The following is a 20,261-nucleotide window of genomic DNA, read 5'->3' as shown; positions in this document are numbered from 1 at the left end:
CGCTCTAATGACGATATTTTCCCGTGGATTATAGTCCTTAGTATAGCATCTTCACCCCCGAATGAACAGTCATTTATCACATGTCCCCCTTGGCAGAATCCATATATCTTACAAAATGTCTATATGTTCTCCTGCCAGCGCCTTATTCATGCTGCGCACCGCACAGAACTTTCCGCACATGGAACAAGTATCTTCATGCTCCGGCTTGCGCTCTTCCCGGATTCTTTTGGCCGTCTCCGGTTCAATGGAGCAGGCCCACTGCGCCTCCCAGTCAAGGGCTTTTCTCGCGTCCGCCATCTGGTCATCGATTTCTCTTGCGCCCCGCACGCCTTTTGCGATATCTGCCGCGTGGGCCGCAATCTTGGAGGCGATGATCCCCTGCTTTACATCCTCTACATTGGGAAGGGCCAGGTGCTCTGCCGGCGTTACGTAGCACAGGAACGCAGCGCCGGAAGCGGCGGCGATGGCTCCCCCGATCGCGGAAGTGATATGGTCATAGCCCGGCGCAATGTCCGTCACCAGAGGGCCCAGCACATAGAAGGGGGCACCCTGGCAGATGGACTGCTGTACCTTCATATTCGCGGCAATCTGATCCATGGGCATATGCCCCGGCCCTTCCACCATAACCTGGACATCCTTTTCCCACGCGCGCTTCGTCAATTCTCCCAGCCGCACCAGTTCCTCGATCTGGCACACATCCGTAGCGTCTGCAAGGCATCCGGGCCGGCATGCATCCCCCAGAGATATGGTCACATCGTATTCACGGCAGATATCCAGAATCTCATCATAATACTCGTAGAATGGATTCTCTTCCCCGGTCATGCACATCCACGCAAATACGAGGGAGCCGCCCCGGGATACGATGTTCATCTTACGCTTATGCTTCTTCACCTGCTCGATGGTCTTTCTGGTGATTCCGCAGTGCAAAGTCACAAAGTCCACGCCGTCTTGCGCGTGCAGCCGGATCACATCTATAAAATCCCTGGCAGTCAGCGTGTCCAGATCCCTCTGGTAATGAATGACGGAATCGTACACCGGAACCGTGCCAATCATAGCCGGACACTCGTGGGTAAGCTTGCGCCTGAACGGTACCGTATCCCCATGGGAAGACAGATCCATAATCGCATGGGCTCCCATGCGGACCGCCTCCATGACCTTCTCCATCTCCACATTATAATCCTTGCAGTCTCTGGAAACGCCTAAGTTCACATTGATTTTAGTCTTTAGCATGGAGCCTATACCCTCCGGGCTGATACAGGCGTGAATTTTGTTGGCGCAGATCGCCACTTTCCCGGACGCTACCAGAGGCATCAATTCCTCCACCGTCATCCGCTCCTTTTTCGCTACCGTCTCCAGTTCCTTGGTCACGATTCCTTTTCGTGCCGCCTCCATCTGTGTTGCATAATTTCTCATTCTTTTTCCATCCTTTCGTTTTGTTCTTGAATGACAGATGGATGAATGCTGGCAGAAGAGATTCTGCAGGAAATCTTACGCATAACGCAAAAAACTGCTGTAACGCAGATAGCATTACAGCAGTAAAATCCCACTCTTTACTCCTATATCTCCCTACGTTGGCATTATCCAAATCAGGTTATGGGTTAAAGCGATACAGCTTACTCTCAGCCCGCTTACGCGAGCACCCCTGTTGTTCCTTCGTTAATTATACTATACAGGCCTTGCCCTTGCAAGATGCTTTTCCTATGCTATGGACGCATCATAGATTGCCTGGATGGATTCCTTCAGCATCTCGTTGAACTCGTCATCCGTCTGGGAGTCAGCAAGTCCCTCCGTCAGCGCTCTGGAGAAACTGGCAATCATATGGTGGTTCTGTGCAAGCTTCTCATTGGCTTCCTCACGGCTGTACCCGCCGGAAAGCGCGACCACCCGGACTACATGGGCGTCTGAGGCAATGCTGTCGTACAGGCCGGCTTCATCGGGAAGCGTCAGTTTGAACATAATCCGGATTCCATCATCCAGATCGGCCAGATGCCTATCCATCTCCGCTTTCAAGAACGACTCGATCCTCCCCTTCTCCTGGCTGTGGATGTCTACCTCCGGCTCCAGAATCGGCACGAATCCCGCCTTTGCTATCTGGACGCCGTAGGCGAACTGCTGCTTGACAATCTCATGGATTCCCTTCTCATTATAACTGCTGATAACGGAACGCATCTTCGTTCCGAATATGTGGCGCTCCTTTGCCCGCTCAAGGAGAGCATCCAGCCCATTGATCGGCTTCATTAGGCGCACTCCGTCCGCCTCGGCTGCAAGCCCTTTGTCAACCTTCAGTATTGGAAGAATACCCTTTTCAATCAGATAATCCGCCGTGTACTTGCCATGAATCTTCCGGTCCATGGTCATTTCAAACAGAATTGCCGCAATTATGTGCTCGGATGTGAACGAAGGACTTGCGATAATCCTTGTACGCATCTGATGGATCATGTCGAACATCTCTTCTTCCGACTGGTACCGGTCTTCGCCAATCCCGTAATTCTTAAGGGCCTTTGGCGTGCTGCCGCCGCTCTGGTCCAGAGCCGCTATGAATCCTTTGCCATCATGCATCCTTCTTACCTGTTCTTCACTCATACGAATTCCTCCATTCTCTGTGTGAAACATAGTCCAAGCCGTTTCCATTTACAGTTCAAACAAACTCATCTGATGGCACTGTTCTACCCTCCTTTTGTGTGCCGTTTCTCTCTCCAGCAGTTCTGACGGCAACCCTTCCAGAAACCCGGATGCCTCTTTTGACGTCGTTAGAATCAATTCCTCCATCGCCCTTGTCATGCCTACATACAGAAGCCTGCGTTCCTCTTCCAGATCTGTTTTCCCCTTTTCACTTTCCAGAGGAATCAGTCCCTTCCTTGCCCCATAGATAAAGGTAACCGGGAATTCCAGGCCCTTCGCGCCGTGAAGCGTCATCAAGGTAACCGCTCCTGAAGCGTAGTCCCGGTTCCCGCACCGCTTGATATCGCTTTCTATTCCTAATTGGACCGCCGACATGAATTCCGCCATCGTCTTATAAAATACGCCCATGCCCGCCAGTTTCTTCACCGCCTCATTATCTTCCAGCTGCAGTTCCTCCATCCACAGTTCCAGGAACTTCTGCGGTTTTTTCTTCTGGTATAGAGGACGGTACTTGCCCGCCATCCTTTCCAGCACTTCTTCCGCGGCCAGATTGCCATTCATATTCCACAGAAGTCTAAGACACTGCTCCTTCGCCAGGATATCCATGGGATTGTCAAGATAACGGAAGAAGCAGATGCTTCCCCGTACTTTTTCTTCCTGCAAAAATGATCCTCTTCCCGCAACAATATAGGGAATCCCTTCCTTCTTCAGGCATTTCTCCAGCAGATCCCCCTGATGGTTGGTTCGGTACAATATGGCAATCTCGTCAAATCCCCGGACCCGGCCTTCTGTCCTGACGGCACCGGATAATTCATGGGCTTCCAGCATTCCAATCCCTCCGGCCAGGCGGTTGATCTCCTTGGCAATAAAGATGGCTTCCCCCATCCCCGACTCTGCCGTCACCAAGCGCGCCCTATCGCCATCCTCCCGGTTGGCAGCAAGTCTTCTGTCTTCTCCGGGATTATGGGAGATCACTGCGAGAGCGGCATTCAGGATCTGGGGCGTGGAACGGTAATTCTCTGCAAGCCTTATCACATCCGTACCCGCATGTTCCTCGACAAGCCGGTCAAAGCAACCGGCATCCGCTCCACGGAATCCATAGATGGACTGATCCGGGTCGCCGATCACGAACAACTCGCGGCCCTTTTTATTCCATGCCTTAAGCAGGCGGTACTGCAAAGGATTGATGTCCTGGAACTCGTCCACCAGAAGATAGGAAAAATGCTTCTCCCACCCCGCAGAAGCCTGTGGTTCTTCTATCAGCTTCAATGTCTCCAGCAGAAGGTCGTCAAAATCAAGAAGCCGCCTTTCTTCCAGATATTTCTGATAGGCGAGGAATGCGTCCGTGTCCTCCTGCGGCACTTCTCCTTCTGCCTTCCAGCCAGACACCCTGTATAAGAACTTCTTCACCGTGTCCTTTAACTGGTATTCTTCAATAATCCCGCGCGCGATCCCCTGCGCCCCTTCTTCATCCAGAATAGAAAATTCCCTGCCCTGGTCTTTCAGAAATGCCAGGCAGATGGCGTGGAAGGTTCCAATCTGCATCGTATGGATCTGCTTCTTCTTTCCCAGCGCATTCCTGAGCCTCTCCCTCATCTGGGAAGCCGCCTGATTGGTAAATGTAACCGCTGTAATCTCCCCGGGCTTTACTTTTCTATTTTCTATCAGATACAGGATATGGCTGATCAAGGTCTTGGTCTTTCCTGTGCCTGGCCCCGCGATTACGGCTACCGTCCTGGCTGTAGACCGTACTGCCTGCTCCTGCTCGCGGTTGAGCTTGTCAGGCAGCGGTAATGGGGAACCTGAGCCTTGCTGCGTGCCGTCTTCTACTGGCTGCTTTACTTTCACGGGAGTTATTCCCTCTTCTATGGCTGCATTTGCCCCGTCTTTTGCTTTGGCGCCTTTTCCATCGCCTTCGCCCTTTCCTCCCAGCAGATCAAAGAAGTCCATCTGGCCGCTGGTATTTTCTATTTCTGAAGGAGCGAATAATTTTATAGTCCCGTATTCCCCGTCAAACCCGGGAATCCTCTCTACCTTGCCTTCCCGCAGCCTTCCGATTCCCTCGGATATCAGATATCCCGACACGCTGCGTATTTCCTCCAAAGGCATGGTTCTTAAAATATCAAACTCCGGCCCCAGGCGTCGCAGCATGTTCTGATATTCCTTCTGCACCCTGGCGCTGGCTGCCGAGTGCCCTACCGAAGCGCCGATGACTTCCGGCAAAGGCACCAGACTCTCGAATGGCCTGGCATCCGCTCTTACATAGCCTTCTGCCCGGTCCGCCAGCTGCTCTACCCGGTGGGATACGCCGATGGTAATCTTTCTTTTGCACACCGGACAGATTCCCTGATATTTCTCCGTGTCCAGAGGACTCAGGCAAAGGTTGCATTTCCGGTGCCCGTCAAAATGATACTTCCCCTCTTCCGGAAAGAATTCTATAGTGCCAGACAGTCCCCGCCCCTTCTGGATCGCATCATAGAGGCCTTGATAGGAGAGTTCGATATCCAGAAGGTTGGCCTCCCTTCCCGGTTTTGCCGGAGAATGGGCGTCCGAATTGGAGATCAGATGATAGGAATCCAGGGCGGATACCCGCCAGTTCATGGGCGGATCCGAAGAAAGTCCGGTCTCCATGGCATGGATGTAGGGCGACAAGTCCTCGAAGCATTCTTCCACCGTATCAAATCCGGAGAACGCGCCAAACAATGAGAAATGAGGCGTCCAGATATGGGCCGGGACAAAGATCGCCTCGGGACAGAGTTCCAGCACGATCTCCAGCAGGTCGCGGCAGTCCAGCCCCAGGATCGGCCTTCCATCAGAATGGATATTTCCGATGGCCTCCAGTTTCCTGGATATCACCTCCGCCTCCTCAAGGCCCGGAAGCAGAATCAGGCTGTGTACCTTCCTCACTCTTCCGTTCTTTTTATAGATGGAACTGATCTCCCCGGTAATCACGAATCGGGGAATTATTCTATCTGTACAGGTTTCGTCCTGAATCCGGTACTCCTCCTTTAATACATAGAGCCCGTCTTCAGCCGGCACAAGCTTCTCCCTTAGTTCTTCCCTCCATGCGGGGTGGGTAAAGTCCCCGGTCCCCACAAGGTGGATTCCTTTGCGCCTTGCCCCAAGATCCAGATGCTCCGGGGTACAGTCCTTGCTGGTGGCCCGGGAATAGCGGGAGTGGATATGCAGATCTGCTATATACATGCGGACACCTCCAATCCCAGCGTCGCCTCCGCCTGCGCAAGCCTGCGGCTATACTCTTCGTAAAATGCCTGTGCCTGCGGATCCTTTGGATATGCAGTCTGGTAAAACGTCTTTAAGACATAAAGGTTCAGGATCCTTGCCTGCTCTTCATCCAGTCCGTTTAATCCTTCTTCGCACTTTCTTAAAAAATCATGCCAGCTAAAGATATACTTTTCATAAGCCTTCAGGTCCGGCGCATCCACCCATTTTTTCACCTTGATCTTGCCCCGGTCCTTCTTCCTGCACTCGTGAACCTGCAGAAAATACTTAAAACCCTCTTCCTCATAATATCTTCCCAACGGAAACAGCCTGCATATGCCCGGCCGGTATGGGTGGACGGCGCATCTTCCCTGTTCATCCAGAAACGTGCAAGCTTCGCCCTCCCCATCCATTCTCAAGTTTGGAAGTATCATTCCATCCACCACGTGCAGTTCCAAGCATCTTTCCATCAGGCCGTCAAAATCCAGAGAAAGTCCATTGCACAGCCGCCATACATCCAGAGGATCTAAAATGATCGAATTCCCCATCCCTTTACAGCAGGCAGAACACCCCTCGCAGTCATGGCAGTCTGCCCTTACCATGTCATTTGCCGTATATAATTTTCCATCCGATATTTCACTCATGTCTATCTCGCGTTTCATACAACCGTCCCACTTTCTTTCTCCAGTATCTCGTATTCAAATTCCCGGGCTGGCATAGGCTTGTAGAACACGTATCCCTGCACCATGTCGCAGCCTTCTTCCTTCAGGAAGTTCACAAGGCTGCTGGTTTCAATGCCTTCCGCCACCGTTTTCATATGCAGTTCCCTGGCCATATGAAGAACAGCCTTCACTACGTTGACTCCCCGCTCCGTCTCGCCGCCCATAAAGAAGCCTCTGTCCAGTTTCAGGATGTCTACTGGTATATCTTTCAACACATTCAAGGAAGAGTATCCGCTTCCAAAATCATCCATGGAACACCGGTATCCTGCCTCGTGAAGTTCCGCAATAATCTCCTTTAGCCGCGGCAGATCTTCAAACACCATCGCCTCTGTCAGTTCAAATTCCAGCAGTTCGCAGGGAATTCGGTATCTTTCCTGTATTTCCTTATACCGCTGGATAAATCCTGCCTCTCCCAAATGCATCCGGGAAAGATTGACAGAAATCGGGAGCACCTTCTTATGGCTGTCCAGCCAGTTCCTTAGGAGGCGGCACACCTGCTCGAACATGTAATAATCCAGTTTCAGAATAAACCCGTTCTTCTCAAACAACGGAATAAATTCATCCGGCGGTATCAGCCCGTACTCTTCGGACTTCCATCTTACCAGCGCTTCCGCTCCCACAGCCCGCCCGTCTGATAATCGTATCTTCGGCTGCAGATATACCAGGAACTCTTCCGACTGAAGCGCCCCTTCCATCGCATTTTCCAGCGTCTGCTCCTTCAGAAGCTGATGCCGTTCCAGTTCCGTATAGAATACGCAGCCCTTCAAGTAACCGGATTCGCTCTTGCTAATATTGCGCGCCACATTAGCCCTGTCCCGGATGCTTACAACATCCTGCCTTCCATGTTCCACTTGATATACTCCGCAGTTAAGAGAAAGATGGTAATTCTTCTTGCGCCCGTCTCCAACCATCCGGTCAATTCGATCATTGATCTCATCAAGCCGGAATTCGATCTGCCGGATATCCGTCTCGCACAGCAGGATATTAAAAATATCCGACTGAATTCTCGAGACACATTCTCCTGGCCTCAGGCAGCTGCATACCGCGCCATAGACCTCTTTGAGAACCCCATCTCCTTCCGAACTTCCATATACGTCATTAATTAACTTAAAACGCCGGATATCCATGGATGCCAGCGCAAACCTTTTCTCTTCCTGTAGGTATTTCACCATTTCCAGATCAAATCTAGTTGCCGTATATCCTCCTGTCACAGGATCTACCATCTGGATATCCGCAATCTCCTTCTTCTTATCCTGGATCTGGGATATTGATTTATTGAACGCCGAAATCAGGCATTGCAATTCATACGACCCCTGCGGCTTAAGTCCTCGCTCCCGGTTCTTCGCATCATCCAGTTCCCGGCAGCAGGCATGGATCGGGCGGATCACGATCCAGTAGAAAAAAATCTGGAAGCCTATGCACCATGCAAGCAGCAATATCGCCGTAATCTGCTGCAGCCTCTGGGCCTTATCCGTATATCGCATTGCCTGGAATACTTCCTTGCTCTGCCTCTTATCGAGGCTTTCGGTAAATATATCTATCTCATTTGAAATCGCAGCCTTAGCTCTGGCATATTCATCGCCAAACACGAACCGAAGCGCCTCTGCCCTCTTCTCCCCGCCGGAAAGCCCTTGGTCTTCTTCGCTTAACTGCACATTCGCAATAGCCGATGGCAATTCTTCTATCCCCTCAGATTCATATACCAGCTTCATACACTCAAGTTCCTGAACCATCAGTTCATCGGATTCTTCCTTGGCATCTTCCATCAGCTGGAGTTCTTCCTTAGAAAGCCCCTCTTTCCTCAATTTCAAAATCGCCTGGTCCCTGGAGCGCGTGACCTCCACTTCTTTCAGATATTCTTCCGCATACTGCACATCCCCAGTGGCCACGAATCTCCACACGGCATCTGCCAGCACATCTGAGCCGGATTGCACCTGCTGCGCCAGTTCAAGGCAGCGCATGTTCTTTTCCGTCACCGACTTCTGGTGCCCGACGGCCTGGGACGCGGCGTGAAATGTCTCGAACAGCATGACGATCACGCCAAGCGTAACTAGAATCCATATAATCATTAAGTCTTTGATCTTTATTTTACCAAATCTGGCCCGATTATCCTTCATGTAAGAATCCTCCAGCAGCCTCTTGGACTGCCCTATTATTTCTGCTTTATAATTATTATAGCATCCCTCTTCCTCAGAAGTAACCCCATTAGGGGTTTATTTCCTGTACCGGTCAACACGGCGCTACAGATCTAACAATCGAATCTCTTACCATCAATCTGGATATTTCTTCCAAAAATCACGGTAAGAAAATTTTATACAAATCCTATTACATATATAGAAACAGATAATCCTATTTCCTCTGGTGAATAAGGGGTTTTATCTTTATTCTAACTGTGATATTATAGATATATAATGTAACATATACATATTACAGTTTAACGGAGGATGTTATGACAAACTTACAGTTTTCCACAATCAAAGGACAAAATGTTGTCTTTTCTAAATATCGTATTATGGAGCAGGATAAAATACTATATATCACACCAGCCAAAGATGCAATTTCCAAAGAGATCGATCCTATCGCAGACATTGATGGCCTGATCATGGACATCATATCGGTTGCCCAGGTCATCACCTCCTGCAAAGGCTATATGCGCTTTCTCGCAAAAGAAAGTGAAAATTCTATTGTAACTGAGCGCATATTCTGGAAAAAGGACGACTTTTTTCTCGACAGGGACAACCCCGAGGTGACGCTCATCCTCAATACGCTTCTTGCTTTTAGCGAAAAATATGGCATTCCAGAATGGGAGCTGGATCGGGATGTAAAAGCCATACTTCCCCTGGAGTATTCCATACTTACCCAGCATGCGCCCTCTGATGAGGAATCCCCCAACACGTTCCTCAAAACATTTTTATCTACAAAAATCAGCATGCAGGACACCATTATCATCCCGGTCGGAAGTTTTACCCTGTTCTTTTTAGACCTGCTTAACATTTTTACCATCAACCGCACCAGCAAATTGAAGCGAGTGGAGCACTGCCGCCTGTATTTCCGGAACGAGCCTGGGAAATTTCCCGAACTGGCAGCATGTGCCGTGGGATTAAAACCAAGCATCATTCTTGCATTTATCACCTTCTCCACTGGGGACCAGAAGCATGTCCGCATGTGCAAGAACTGCGGAAAATATTTTATTACGCCGGACCAGCGCACAGAATACTGTTCCCCCAAATGCCGCACCTCTTATAACACGGCGCAGACGAGAAAGCGGCAGAAAAGAAATGGAATAGAATTATAATAAAAATAAGCAGGGATACGTTTGACGTGTCCCTGCGCTTTACTTTCTTCACTATTTTGCTAATTTTAGAATCTCATAGCAATTCTTTGGCGTTGCTTTCACAAGAGATCCCCACATGCCATCACCCATCTGAAGCTGAGCCATCTCTACCAAAGTACCAAGCACTGATTCATCCTCCGCATCTATGCCCACCTCCGCAAGAGTCGTCGGCATATGGATCCTCCGGAAGAATTGCTCCAGTCTCGTAATGCCTTCCCTTGCCGTTGCTTCTTTATTTTGGAAGTCAGAGGAAATCCCAAAGACATTAACCGCAAACCTCACGAACAGATCCAGATTGTCCTTATAGACATATTTCATCCATGCGGGCGTAATGACAGATAGCGTCGCCCCGTGCGCAGTATCATTGTAGCTGCTGATAGCCATGCCCACTGCATGCGATACGCAATCTGCTTCTTTGCCAAACCCCAGCAGATCACAGTGCGCCAGAGTTGCCGCCAGCATCACTTCAGATCTGGCCGCATAATCATCCGGTCTTTCCAGAAGCACGGCTGCCGCATTCATAACCGTCCGCAGTAGCCCTTCTGCCATCCGGTCTACCAGATTCGTATCCGTTGTCTTGGAAAAATAACGCTCCATGGCGTGACTCATCATATCTGTAATGCCGCAGAAGGTCTGGTATGGCGGAAGCGTATAGGTAAGTTCTGGATTCAGGATCGCAAACCGCGGCCGGATCCTGTCGTCCACAAGCCCCAGCTTGACCCCTACCTCTTTGTCTGTAATGGTGGATGTGCCGGAGGACTCGCTGCCTGTGGCTGGAAACGTAAGTACTACGCCCGTGGGCAGAGTATCTTCAAGCTGCTTCTCTCCGATCCATAGGCCCCGGATATTGTCGCCCGCCAAGACGCCTGCACCGATTGCCTTTGCCGTATCAATAACGCTTCCGCCTCCAACAGCAAGTATAAACTGGACGCCTTCTCTACGCGCGGTCTCCACCCCTTCCAGCACAGGACCCATCTCGGGATTAGGCTTCACGCCGGTAAAATCCACATACCGGATCTGCTCCTTCTCCAGAGATTCCTTAATTTCATTGATAATCGGAAGTTCATAAGGCTGTCCGTAATATACGACCATGACCTTGTCCGCATATTTCTTGATCTCCTGCCCCACAGTCTTGTGCTTGTCTTTTCCGAAAATCAGTACTGTATGATTATCATAACGATAACTGTCCATTTCTTTTTCCTCCGTCTTCTAATGATTCCAGATTTCTTCCATTGCCTTGGCAATCCGTTTCGATTTCTTCATCTTTTCTTCTATATATTTTGCGCCCCCGGATTCATCCGGGACGAATTCCTCCCTTATCCGGATGGGAAGGCTGCCTGCCTCTGCATGATCCCTGAATACGCCAACCGCGATCCCAGCTGTAAGCGCTGCGCCCCTGCAGCCAGATTCCCGGATATCCATAATACGCACCTTAACTCTTGCAGCATCGGCAATCATCTGAGCCAGGAGCCGGTTAGATGCCCCACCCCCGGTAAGATAGATGGCATCCAGGCGATCTGCCGCATTTCTGGATACTTCCAGAAACAGAGCCGTCTCTATGGCGATTCCTTCCAGCACGGCTCTTAAGAGCTGCCCTTTTGTCGTCCTGGCCGTCATTCCGTAAAAGCCCGCCTGCGCATTTTCATATCCAGGCATCATGAGAAGCGGTTCTGTGTATGGATGGCAGATCACCGAAGATCTGGACGCATTCTCTCCCTCAAGGATCCTCTCTTCCACCACCTCATATACGCTGACTCCTCTTTCTTCTGCTTCACTTTTCTCTTCTTCACAAAATCTGTCCATGAACCATTCCAGAGAACTTCCGGTGCTTCCTCCGTTCATGAAAAGGTACATATCCGGCACAGCACTGAGAATGATCTTTCCATAATGCTCCATCATAGGATGCGGATGTTCGATCAAAAGCAGATTCAGTCCCCAGGTTCCAAGCACGCAGGACAATTGATCCTTATATACACATCCACTGCCAAATGCCGCCATGGCCACATCATGCCCGCCTCCGCAAACCGGCGTTCCCGGCAGCAGCCCTGTGTCTCTTGCCGCCACCTCTGTAACGGTTCCGGCCAGATCCCAGGGTTTTATGAGTTCCGGAAATAGTTCTCTAGCCTCAGATATGCCGTATTCATCAAGCACTCCCAACTGATATGCATACGCCTTGTCGATCAGGAAGCCATTGCTGGCATCCGTAATTTCATAGCGGATACTTCCAGTAAGCCGATACCGGATCCAATCTTTGCACTGAAGCATCCATTTACATTTTCGGTATTGGTCCGGCTCTTTCTCCTTCATCCAATATAGCAGAGCCTGTGGCAGTGTCGAATTGCCATCCTTCCAAAGTTCTAAGAATTCCCGGTGCAGCCCTTCCTGCTTCCATTTTTCTGCTTCACAGGCCACCCGGCTGTCCAGGGATACGATTCCTTCCCTGACTGGCACACCCGATTCATCTACCAGAAACATGCCTCCGCCCTGACCGCTCAGCCCGACCCCGATAACCTCTTCCGGTCTGAATCCATGATCCCAAAGACCACGGATCGCTCTGGCCGTATCCTGCCAGATACGCTCCATATTCTGTTCCGCATATCCTGTTCTTGGGCTTTTTACCTCCTCACACGCCTGTCCTGAAACTGCGGCTTCTGTTCCATCCAGGTGGTAGAGTCCGGCTTTCACATTTGTTGTCCCTCTGTCTATACCCATCAAATATTTCTGCATTGTGTTCCCACTCTCTATTTATGTGCGATATTCTCAAGTGCCAGCGGCTGAGTATGGTATACTTCAAATAAATGTGCCATTTCCTCCCGAGCCCTCTTATGTATGACGCCCAATACTGCAGGAAGCTGCATACGTCCGCCGTTTTCATCAATTGCCTTTCTGGCTGCTTCCGTCGTGCTCAAAAACAGGCCCGTACAGAAATTGATCTTGCTGATGCCATGGGCAACCGCATTCCTGAAATCCTCATCCGCAAGACCTGAACCACCATGCATGACAATCGGGATATCGACCTTGCTTCTAATCTCATCCAGCAGTTGAAGTTCCAGTTTTGGCGTCCCTTTATACACGCCATGTACCGTTCCAAAAGCAATCGCCAGCGCATCTACTCCTGTCTGTTCCACAAAGGCCACAGCCTCCTGTGGGTCTGTAAACGCATTCGTATCCACTTCATTTCCGTCATTGTCGTTTCCTTCGCCTCCTGCTACATGACCGATCTCGGCCTCTACGCTGATGCCGCATGGTGCGGCTGCCTCTACCACCCGCTTGGTCAAGGCCACGTTTTCTTCAAAGGGAAGGGCGGATCCGTCGATCATCAGAGAAGAAAATCCATATTTTATGCCATTCATACATTCCTCATAGGAAGCAGCGTGATCCAGATGCAGGCAGACCGGCACGCTTGACAACTGGATTCTTTGCCTTGCATAGTCAAAAAAGCGGGCATCCAGCTGAGAGAGAAGGACCCCCGGGATCATTAGAATCACCGGTTTGTTCTCTTCCTCCGCCTGCGCCAGCACTGCCTCGAACAGCACATGGTTATCCGCCCCGATAGACGGCACCGCATATTTTTTTTCGCGTGTCTCAAGTAATATTTGTTTCAAAGTAACAAGGGCCATTTTTTATTCCTCACTTTCTGTATTCTCTTCATCCAATACTCTTTTTTCTTCCAGTTCCTCTACTATCCCGTCATACACTTTTTTGCTCAGCTTGTACGGAATGACCGCTGCCGCTCCAAGGATGCCGCCGATGATCAGGACCAGCGCATTGGACCAGTAGATGCCTTGAAGCACTCCCGTCGCCTGTACGGCAGAGCCTTGGGAATATCCGATCACCGTCAGTACGATGCCCAGAATCCATCCGGATGCTCCCTGTGCCAGTTTATTGGCAAAGGTACATGCAGAATAAATAGATCCCGGCGCCCGTATTCCAGTCTTCCACTGTCCATATTCAACCGTATCCGGAATCGTCCCCCACAGAATAGGGAAACTGAAACTTAAGCAGAATCCAAACAGCACTGCTGTTGCATAAAGCATGGGAACACTGTGTCCTCCCAGGAGAAACGCCACTCCGTCAATTACATAAAGCGCGCCTCCCAGAAACAGCATATTCCTCTTCCCGATTTTCTCAGTGAGCTTTGGGATCACGACCAGCACTACCATTGCTACGAAGAAAATCAAAGTTCCAATAATATTGGTCAGGTCTGCCCGGTTCATATATGCGGCACAATAATAAATATTATATGCAAATTTGAAATTGACTGTTGTGTTGAAAAAAAACATAGATACCACAATACACAGAGCCGGTTTATTTGTAAAAATCACTTTCAGGGACTCTTTTACCTTCAGATCATTTTTGGCCGGCTTTAGTCTCTCCTTCGTTCCAGCACAAAGCCAGAAAAGAGCCAAAGTACTGATCACCGCAAAAACGACCGCCGTCATCTGATAGCCTTTCACATCATTTCCGGCTCCCAGATACGCCACCAGCGGGATAGTTCCGTAACTAACCAGCATACTTCCGATATTGGAGCCTATATTCCGGAAGGTTGAAAGCACGGTCCGTTCATTCATGTCCGCCGTCATCACGTTGTTAAGGACTCCGTACGGCACATTGACCACGGTAAACAGCATATCCGTTCCAATATAGGTCACATAGGCCCAGACTAGTTTTCCCGCCATGCTCAGGTTAGGGCAGGTGAATTGAAGGATAAAAAACAGTCCCAATGGTATGGCCGCCCTCTTAATCCATGGCCGGTATGCCCCTCCCTTTCTGTGTTTTGACTTATCTGCCAGAAATCCCATCATAGGGTCATTGACTGCATCCCAGATATTTGCCACCAGGAACATGGTTCCCACCGCCATAGCAGGCAGGCCGTACACCTCTGTATAGAAGAACATTGCATAACTGCCTATAAAGGTGGCCAGCAGGTTTGCCGACACATCCCCCATAGAATAGGCTATCTTTTCATTTAATCCGAGTTTACCATTCTTCATATTCTCAATTCCTTTTTATAAATCTGCGAAAGCGTCTATTTGTCTTTTTTCCTATCCTGAATCTCTTCGAGCATCTTATCGTATTTTTCCGCGGTCAAATCATACGGTATCAGTGCGATAATCGTCAGGATGCCGCCCGCAACTAAGACAGCCGTCATAGCCATGCGGATAGCTGGAGCCACTCCCGCAGCCTGAGCAGCCGCGGTTCCATCAAATCCGGTTGCAGCAAGCACGACGCCTACCAGCCATCCGGAAATGGCAACCCCCAGCTTATTTGCAAATGTTGCTGTGGCATAGATAAACCCAGGCGCCCGAATACCGCTTGACCATTCGCCGTATTCAATGCTATCCGGAACCATGCCCCAGATCGGCGTAAAGGTAAAAGTCAGCGTCAGACCAAAGAGGACTGCCCCCACATATACCATTGCAACGTTGTCTCCGCCAAACCAAAAGGTAATTCCGTTTAGAATCAGAATGATGCATCCCGCGATCAGCGTGTTTTTCTTGCCAATCTTATTGGACACGACCGGCACAAGCGGTTTGGACAACAGCCCTACCGCAAACGCGATTGCTGCCGTAATTCCGATAATTCCCGGATTTCCAAGATAAAATTCGCAATAGAAGGAATTCCATGCAAATTTAAAGATGACGGCAGTGTTCATAATGAGCATTACAAGGATCATGACCCATGCTGCCCGGTTTCCTTTCAAGGCCTTTACAGACTGAGCCAGAGACATCGTTTCTTTTTCGTTCTGTACGACCCGCTCTTTGCAGCCCAGGAATGTGCTCATCAGGCACAGGAATCCAATAACCGCCAAAAGAGCCGCCGCTTTAAAATACCCTTGCGTCTGTTCTCCTTTTCCAAAAAACAGCACCAATGGAAGAAGACAGTAGGAACCGAAAATATTTGCCACGTCAGATCCCATGTTCTTAAAGGTAGACAAAGACATTCTCTCTTTAATATCCTGGGTCATGACATTACACATAACGCCATACGGCACATTCACAGCCGTGAAGAACGTCTTCATGCCAAAGAACATTACATATGCCCATACAAGCTTCCCTCCATCTCCCATACTTGGCGTCATAAAACACAGAACGGAGAATATGGCAAGAGGAATAGATCCCCATAAGAGCCATGGACGGTAGCGTCCCCATTTTGATTTTGTCCTGTCCGCCACCAATCCCATGATCGGATTAAACACCGCATCCCAAATTCCTACAACCAGCGATAAGGTCGCTGTCGCCGCCGCAGATATTCCATATACCGTTGTCCAGAAATAAATCAGATATGTAGAGGCTGTCGTGTAAATCAAATTGGCCGATACATCGCCCGCCCCATAGCATATCTTCTCTTTCATTCCTAGCTTCAGTCTGCTGTCGTTCATAAATATAACCTCCTTTACGTCCCTTTCCCTACTTGTTTTTCATTACGTCCGCTGCAACGTATATAATCTTGCTTCGTTTCTGTAATATTACTTTGCAAGTTTTATATTAATTATTTTATATCATATTACATTTTTCGTGTCAACATTTTTCCCTACTTTTATACATATTTTGATTTAAATATTGACATTTTTACTATATAATGCTATTGTTTCATCAACAAATACCATTAACAAAGGAGGAATTGTAATATGAAAGCAGTAGTATTATATGGCAAAGGAAAAACTGAATTAAGAGACGTTCCTGTACCAGAAATCGGTGACGGCGATATCCTATTAGAAATAAAAGCTGCCGGTATCTGCGGAGGCGATGTTCACTTTTACGACGGCACCATGGACGGCCTCGGCGGATATCCTATGGTATTAGGCCACGAATTCGCCGGCGTCATTGCAAAAGCAGGAAAAAACGTAGATCCATTCTGGAAACCGGGCGACCGGGTCGTATCCGAAAACACAGGCTATGCCTGCGGGCGTTGTCCAGCATGCCAAAGTGGTAATTTCGTCAGCTGCGAACACAGAGAGACCCTTGGCTGCAGCATGGACGGAGGATTTACTAAATATGTGAAGATTCCCGAACAGATTCTGCGCCTTTATCCAAACTGTATGTTCCATATTCCGGACAACCTTTCTTTTGAGGAGGCCACAGTACTGGAGCCAGCCAGCAACGCATACAAGGCAGTAATCCAGGAAGGCGGAATCATGCCCGGCGATAATCTGGTTGTATTCGGTGCCGGAACGCTGGGGCTTATGACTGTTCAACTTGGTAAAATTGCAGGAGCTGCCAAGATCATCTTGATTGGAATGTCCAAAGATAAAAAAACTAGATTTGAACTTGGAAAGAAATTAGGAGCCACACATATCCTGGCTTCTGACGAAGAACCTAATATTGTAGAAAAAGTCAGAGAAATTGCCGGACCGGACGGAGTCGCCGTTGTTGTGGATGCCGCCGGAGCCCCGATCTGTCTGAACCAGGCCACCCAGATGGTCCGGCCAATCGGCAGAGTCATCCGTATCGGCATGAACGATGCGCCCTATGGTTATGGACTGAACGACGTAAATGTCAAGTCCATCACCATCCGGGGCCATATGGGATACAACACCATATCCTGGAGAAACAACATCTCCCTCGCAGCCGCCGGCATCCTGGATTTAAAGAGTATCATCTCGCACAGAATGCCTCTGTCCGATTTTAACAGGGGCTTTGAACTGACCATCAGCCAGGAAGCAACCAAAGTCATTTTAACTCCAATTGAATAGCTTGAGGCGAAGATATGTTAAAGATACTATGTACAGCAGAATTTGACCAAGATTATATAGAAAAACTCGAGGCCTTTGCAGAAGTCCGGCGCAGAGGATTCAGCATTAATCAGGATTTCCGGGAGATGCTGACAAAGGAAGAGTTAAAAGACGAACTTCAGGATGCAGATATTTTTATTGTTGGCTACGACAAAGTCACAGACGACATCATCAAGGCTGCCCCTGATTTAAAACTGATTTTGAGCGTCCGTGACGGCCCGGAAGAGAATATCGATGTCCAGACTTGCAAAGAACTGGGAATCCCGGTTCTGTTCAGCGCCGGAAGATGCGAACGGGTGGTGCCAGAGCACACGATGATGCTCATGCTAGCCATGGCCAGACCCCTTATCTGGGCAAACCAGGCACTCTACAGTGGTCTGTGGTCCAAAGAAACCGAGCAGGAGGATCCCGACCGTTACTATAGTTTCTTCAAAGTCATAGATCAGAGCCGCGAGTTGTACGGCAAAACCCTTGGCCTAGTCGGCGCCGGCCGCAACGGCGTGGGCCTCGCTACCCGCGCGCAGGCCTTCGGCATGAAGATCCAGGCCTTCGACCCTTATGCAGATAGGGAAACCATGAAATCTTATGGCATCGAACTGGTCGATCTCGACACGCTGATGAGGACTTCTGACTATATCAGCCTTCTGGCCCGCGTATCAGAGGAGACAAAAGGCATGATCGGCGCAAGGGAACTGTCACTGATGAAACAGGATGCATGCCTGATCAACACCGGACGAGCCGCCCTCATGGACACATCCGCCCTCATCGCGGCGGTCAGTTCCGGAAAAATACGGGCCGCCCTAGACGTATATGATAATGAGCCCCTCAGCCAGGACGACCCGCTTCTGAAACTGGATCCATCCCGCATCCTACTTACACCGCATTTTGCCGGATGCAGCATTGACAGAATCACCTTCCACTCCAAAGCGGCCACTGAAAACATTATTCGTTTTCTCAATGCGCAGGATGTGGACCATATCTACGATGCTTCTGTTCTCAGCACGCAGGCATTTACAGAACGTGGCGGGAAAATCCGTGGATATCTGAACAATAGATAGCCAAGGATATTAGGGAATTACGCTAAAGGGGAAGAAATCCAGCAGATTTCTTCCCCTTTTAGCCAGCCCTATCAACTTGCTTTGATGATTTCTATCCCTTCCACCTCGAAGCAGGTGACCCAGGGATATTCTACATACTTTACGATAATATGATCCGGGATTTTTATTCCCTCCCTTGGGTAATATACGTTTCCCAACTCGCTTTGGTCCGTCTCATACCCCTTCTCCAGCATCGCCACTTCATCCTCATCGGTAAAACTTACCGACATCTCCTTATACGGAGGCGCGCATCAGCTGGTTATACTCTCAACATTAAGTACCACATGCTTCCAGCCGAACCTTTGCATGTATTCTTTTGCTTCTTCATTTAATTCGACCACTTTTATCCCTCCTTTTGCATTGCTATGACAGGATCCATCCGCTTATACATGCTCAACTCTCTCCCCTATCTTAAACACGTTCCATTAGTCGTATTCTACCACAGCCATGAAAAAAAGAAATGGTATCGCTATTCCAGCAGCAAGATCTTCTCTTCCGGCATCATAAGGAAGTCCGGCATTCCCTTCCTGTCGATCAAAGGCCATTTATCCTTTTGCAGAAACCAGCAGATATCCTCCTCGCTTCCCTCTGCGCCCGCCAGGAAATACTTTCTTTCAAATGGCAGGGCTGCGCTGCTTTTAATGTTCACAGGAATGCAGTTACTCTCCGCCTCACCCCACACGGGGACAAATTCATGGGCCCGGAATCCGACGAACGCCACCTTTTCCGGGATGTTTTCATTCAAGCGCAGAGTAATCCCCCATTCCGGCACTTCAAGATGACAGTGGTCTATCCTTCTCGCCCCTGTAATGTTCTTGCACCCGGTCAGGCGTGCCGTCTCCTTCCTCCCTGGGTTTGCAAAGATCTCCCGGGTGTCTCCGTAACTAATCTGCCTTCCATCCGCCATAGTCAGAAGTTCCCTGGTAAACCGGTAGATCTCGTCCCGGCTGTGGGATACGAGAATGACCGTTCCCCGGTAATCCTTCAGCAGGTCCAGCATCTCCTGCGCAAGCCTGTCTTTCAAGAATTCATCCAATGCGGAGAACGGCTCGTCCAGCAGGATGGCTTCCGGCTCATAGGCCATGATCCTTGCCAAAGCCACCCTCTGCTGCTGGCCGCCAGAGAGTTCCCCCGGCAGCTGCTTTCCAAGCCCCAGCAGCTGGAACTTTTCCATCATCTTTGCAACCTTTCTTCGTTTCTCCTCTTTCCCTCCCTGTAGTCCTGCTGCTATATTCTCCTCCACCGTCATGGTAGGGAACAGGGCGTAATTCTGGAAGAGGTAGCCGATATGTCTCTTCTGGGGCTTCAGGCTGATCTTTTTCGCCGAATCATACAGCAGCGTCCCATCCACAATGATCCGCCCCTCATCCGGCGTCTCGATGCCTGCGATGCATTTCAAAGTCATGCTTTTTCCGCAGCCTGAGGCTCCCAGGATGCCGATCCGGTTCTCATCCGTTTTAAAATCAATATCCAATTGAAAATTTCCCAATTTCTTCTTCATCCTAACTTCGATTGCCACTGCCCTTCTC

Annotated in this window: 15 protein-coding genes and 1 riboswitch; of the genes, 3 read left to right on the top strand and 12 right to left on the bottom strand. The window is 49.6% G+C overall.

What is annotated here, in order from left to right; translation table 11 throughout:
* Positions 1–108: 108 nt before the first annotated feature.
* The 5 genes from thiC to K0036_RS02460 all read right to left on the bottom strand — a co-directional run bounded on the left by thiC (position 109) and on the right by K0036_RS02460 (position 8,683).
* The gene (gene thiC, locus K0036_RS02480) at positions 109–1,413 is read right to left on the bottom strand and encodes a phosphomethylpyrimidine synthase ThiC (RefSeq protein ID WP_220430664.1); all 1,305 of its coding nucleotides are present in this window, start codon (positions 1,411–1,413) and stop codon (positions 109–111) included.
* Positions 1,414–1,546: 133 nt separating this feature from the next.
* Positions 1,547–1,654: riboswitch (TPP riboswitch) on the bottom strand.
* 44 nt (positions 1,655–1,698) lie between these two features.
* Positions 1,699–2,583, bottom strand: coding sequence for a fructose bisphosphate aldolase (locus tag K0036_RS02475; RefSeq protein WP_220430663.1), 885 nt, complete (start codon positions 2,581–2,583; stop codon positions 1,699–1,701).
* 48 nt (positions 2,584–2,631) lie between these two features.
* On the bottom strand, positions 2,632–5,826 hold the full coding sequence (locus K0036_RS02470) for a UvrD-helicase domain-containing protein (RefSeq protein WP_220430662.1): 3,195 nt from the start codon (positions 5,824–5,826) through the stop codon (positions 2,632–2,634).
* Positions 5,817–6,506: a YkgJ family cysteine cluster protein gene (locus K0036_RS02465; RefSeq protein ID WP_220430661.1), complete on the bottom strand. Its 690-nt coding sequence runs from the start codon at positions 6,504–6,506 to the stop codon at positions 5,817–5,819. Before K0036_RS02465 ends, K0036_RS02470 begins: the two co-directional genes overlap by 10 nt.
* A complete protein-coding gene (locus K0036_RS02460; protein WP_220430660.1) occupies positions 6,503–8,683 on the bottom strand; it encodes a putative bifunctional diguanylate cyclase/phosphodiesterase in 2,181 nt (726 codons plus the stop codon). Before K0036_RS02460 ends, K0036_RS02465 begins: the two co-directional genes overlap by 4 nt.
* A gap of 332 nt (positions 8,684–9,015) precedes the next feature.
* On the opposite strand from K0036_RS02460, the gene K0036_RS02455 reads away from it, so the two are divergent.
* Positions 9,016–9,861 (top strand): hypothetical protein, encoded by an 846-nt coding sequence (locus tag K0036_RS02455; RefSeq protein WP_220430659.1) that lies wholly within the window; start codon positions 9,016–9,018, stop codon positions 9,859–9,861.
* 51 nt (positions 9,862–9,912) lie between these two features.
* Here K0036_RS02455 and K0036_RS02450 read toward each other — a convergent pair whose 3' ends face one another.
* From K0036_RS02450 to K0036_RS02430, 5 genes are read right to left on the bottom strand one after another with little or no spacing between them, the layout of a single operon-like run.
* Positions 9,913–11,091, bottom strand: coding sequence for an iron-containing alcohol dehydrogenase (locus K0036_RS02450; protein WP_220430658.1), 1,179 nt, complete (start codon positions 11,089–11,091; stop codon positions 9,913–9,915).
* 18 nt (positions 11,092–11,109) lie between these two features.
* Positions 11,110–12,627 carry an FGGY-family carbohydrate kinase gene (locus tag K0036_RS02445; RefSeq protein WP_220430657.1) on the bottom strand — a complete coding sequence of 506 codons (1,518 nt, stop codon included), beginning with the start codon at positions 12,625–12,627 and terminating at the stop codon, positions 11,110–11,112.
* Between the two features lie 14 nt (positions 12,628–12,641).
* Positions 12,642–13,520: a class II fructose-bisphosphate aldolase gene (locus tag K0036_RS02440; RefSeq protein WP_220430656.1), complete on the bottom strand. Its 879-nt coding sequence runs from the start codon at positions 13,518–13,520 to the stop codon at positions 12,642–12,644.
* Between the two features lie 3 nt (positions 13,521–13,523).
* Positions 13,524–14,894, bottom strand: coding sequence for an MFS transporter (locus K0036_RS02435; protein ID WP_220430655.1), 1,371 nt, complete (start codon positions 14,892–14,894; stop codon positions 13,524–13,526).
* A 35-nt stretch (positions 14,895–14,929) separates the two neighbouring features.
* Positions 14,930–16,282 carry an MFS transporter gene (locus K0036_RS02430; protein WP_220430654.1) on the bottom strand — a complete coding sequence of 451 codons (1,353 nt, stop codon included), beginning with the start codon at positions 16,280–16,282 and terminating at the stop codon, positions 14,930–14,932.
* 249 nt (positions 16,283–16,531) lie between these two features.
* Here K0036_RS02430 and K0036_RS02425 point away from each other — a divergent pair, with 249 nt between their 5' ends.
* Together K0036_RS02425 and K0036_RS02420 are read left to right on the top strand one after the other, a co-directional pair.
* Positions 16,532–17,596, top strand: coding sequence for a zinc-dependent alcohol dehydrogenase (locus K0036_RS02425; RefSeq protein ID WP_220430653.1), 1,065 nt, complete (start codon positions 16,532–16,534; stop codon positions 17,594–17,596).
* A gap of 14 nt (positions 17,597–17,610) precedes the next feature.
* Entirely contained in the window at positions 17,611–18,693 is a 1,083-nt protein-coding gene (locus tag K0036_RS02420) for an NAD(P)-dependent oxidoreductase (protein ID WP_220430652.1), read from the top strand.
* 71 nt (positions 18,694–18,764) lie between these two features.
* On the opposite strand, the gene K0036_RS02415 is transcribed toward K0036_RS02420, so the two are convergent.
* Both K0036_RS02415 and K0036_RS02410 read right to left on the bottom strand, forming a co-directional pair.
* Entirely contained in the window at positions 18,765–18,962 is a 198-nt protein-coding gene (locus K0036_RS02415) for a hypothetical protein (RefSeq protein WP_220430651.1), read from the bottom strand.
* Between the two features lie 239 nt (positions 18,963–19,201).
* The gene (locus tag K0036_RS02410; protein WP_220430650.1) at positions 19,202–20,251 is read right to left on the bottom strand and encodes a sulfate/molybdate ABC transporter ATP-binding protein; all 1,050 of its coding nucleotides are present in this window, start codon (positions 20,249–20,251) and stop codon (positions 19,202–19,204) included.
* Positions 20,252–20,261 lie beyond the last annotated feature (10 nt).

The sequence above is a fragment of the [Clostridium] scindens genome, from assembly GCF_019597925.1.
Lineage (GTDB): Bacteria > Bacillota > Clostridia > Lachnospirales > Lachnospiraceae > Clostridium_AP.
This window is presented reverse-complemented; position numbering and strand designations above follow the sequence as displayed.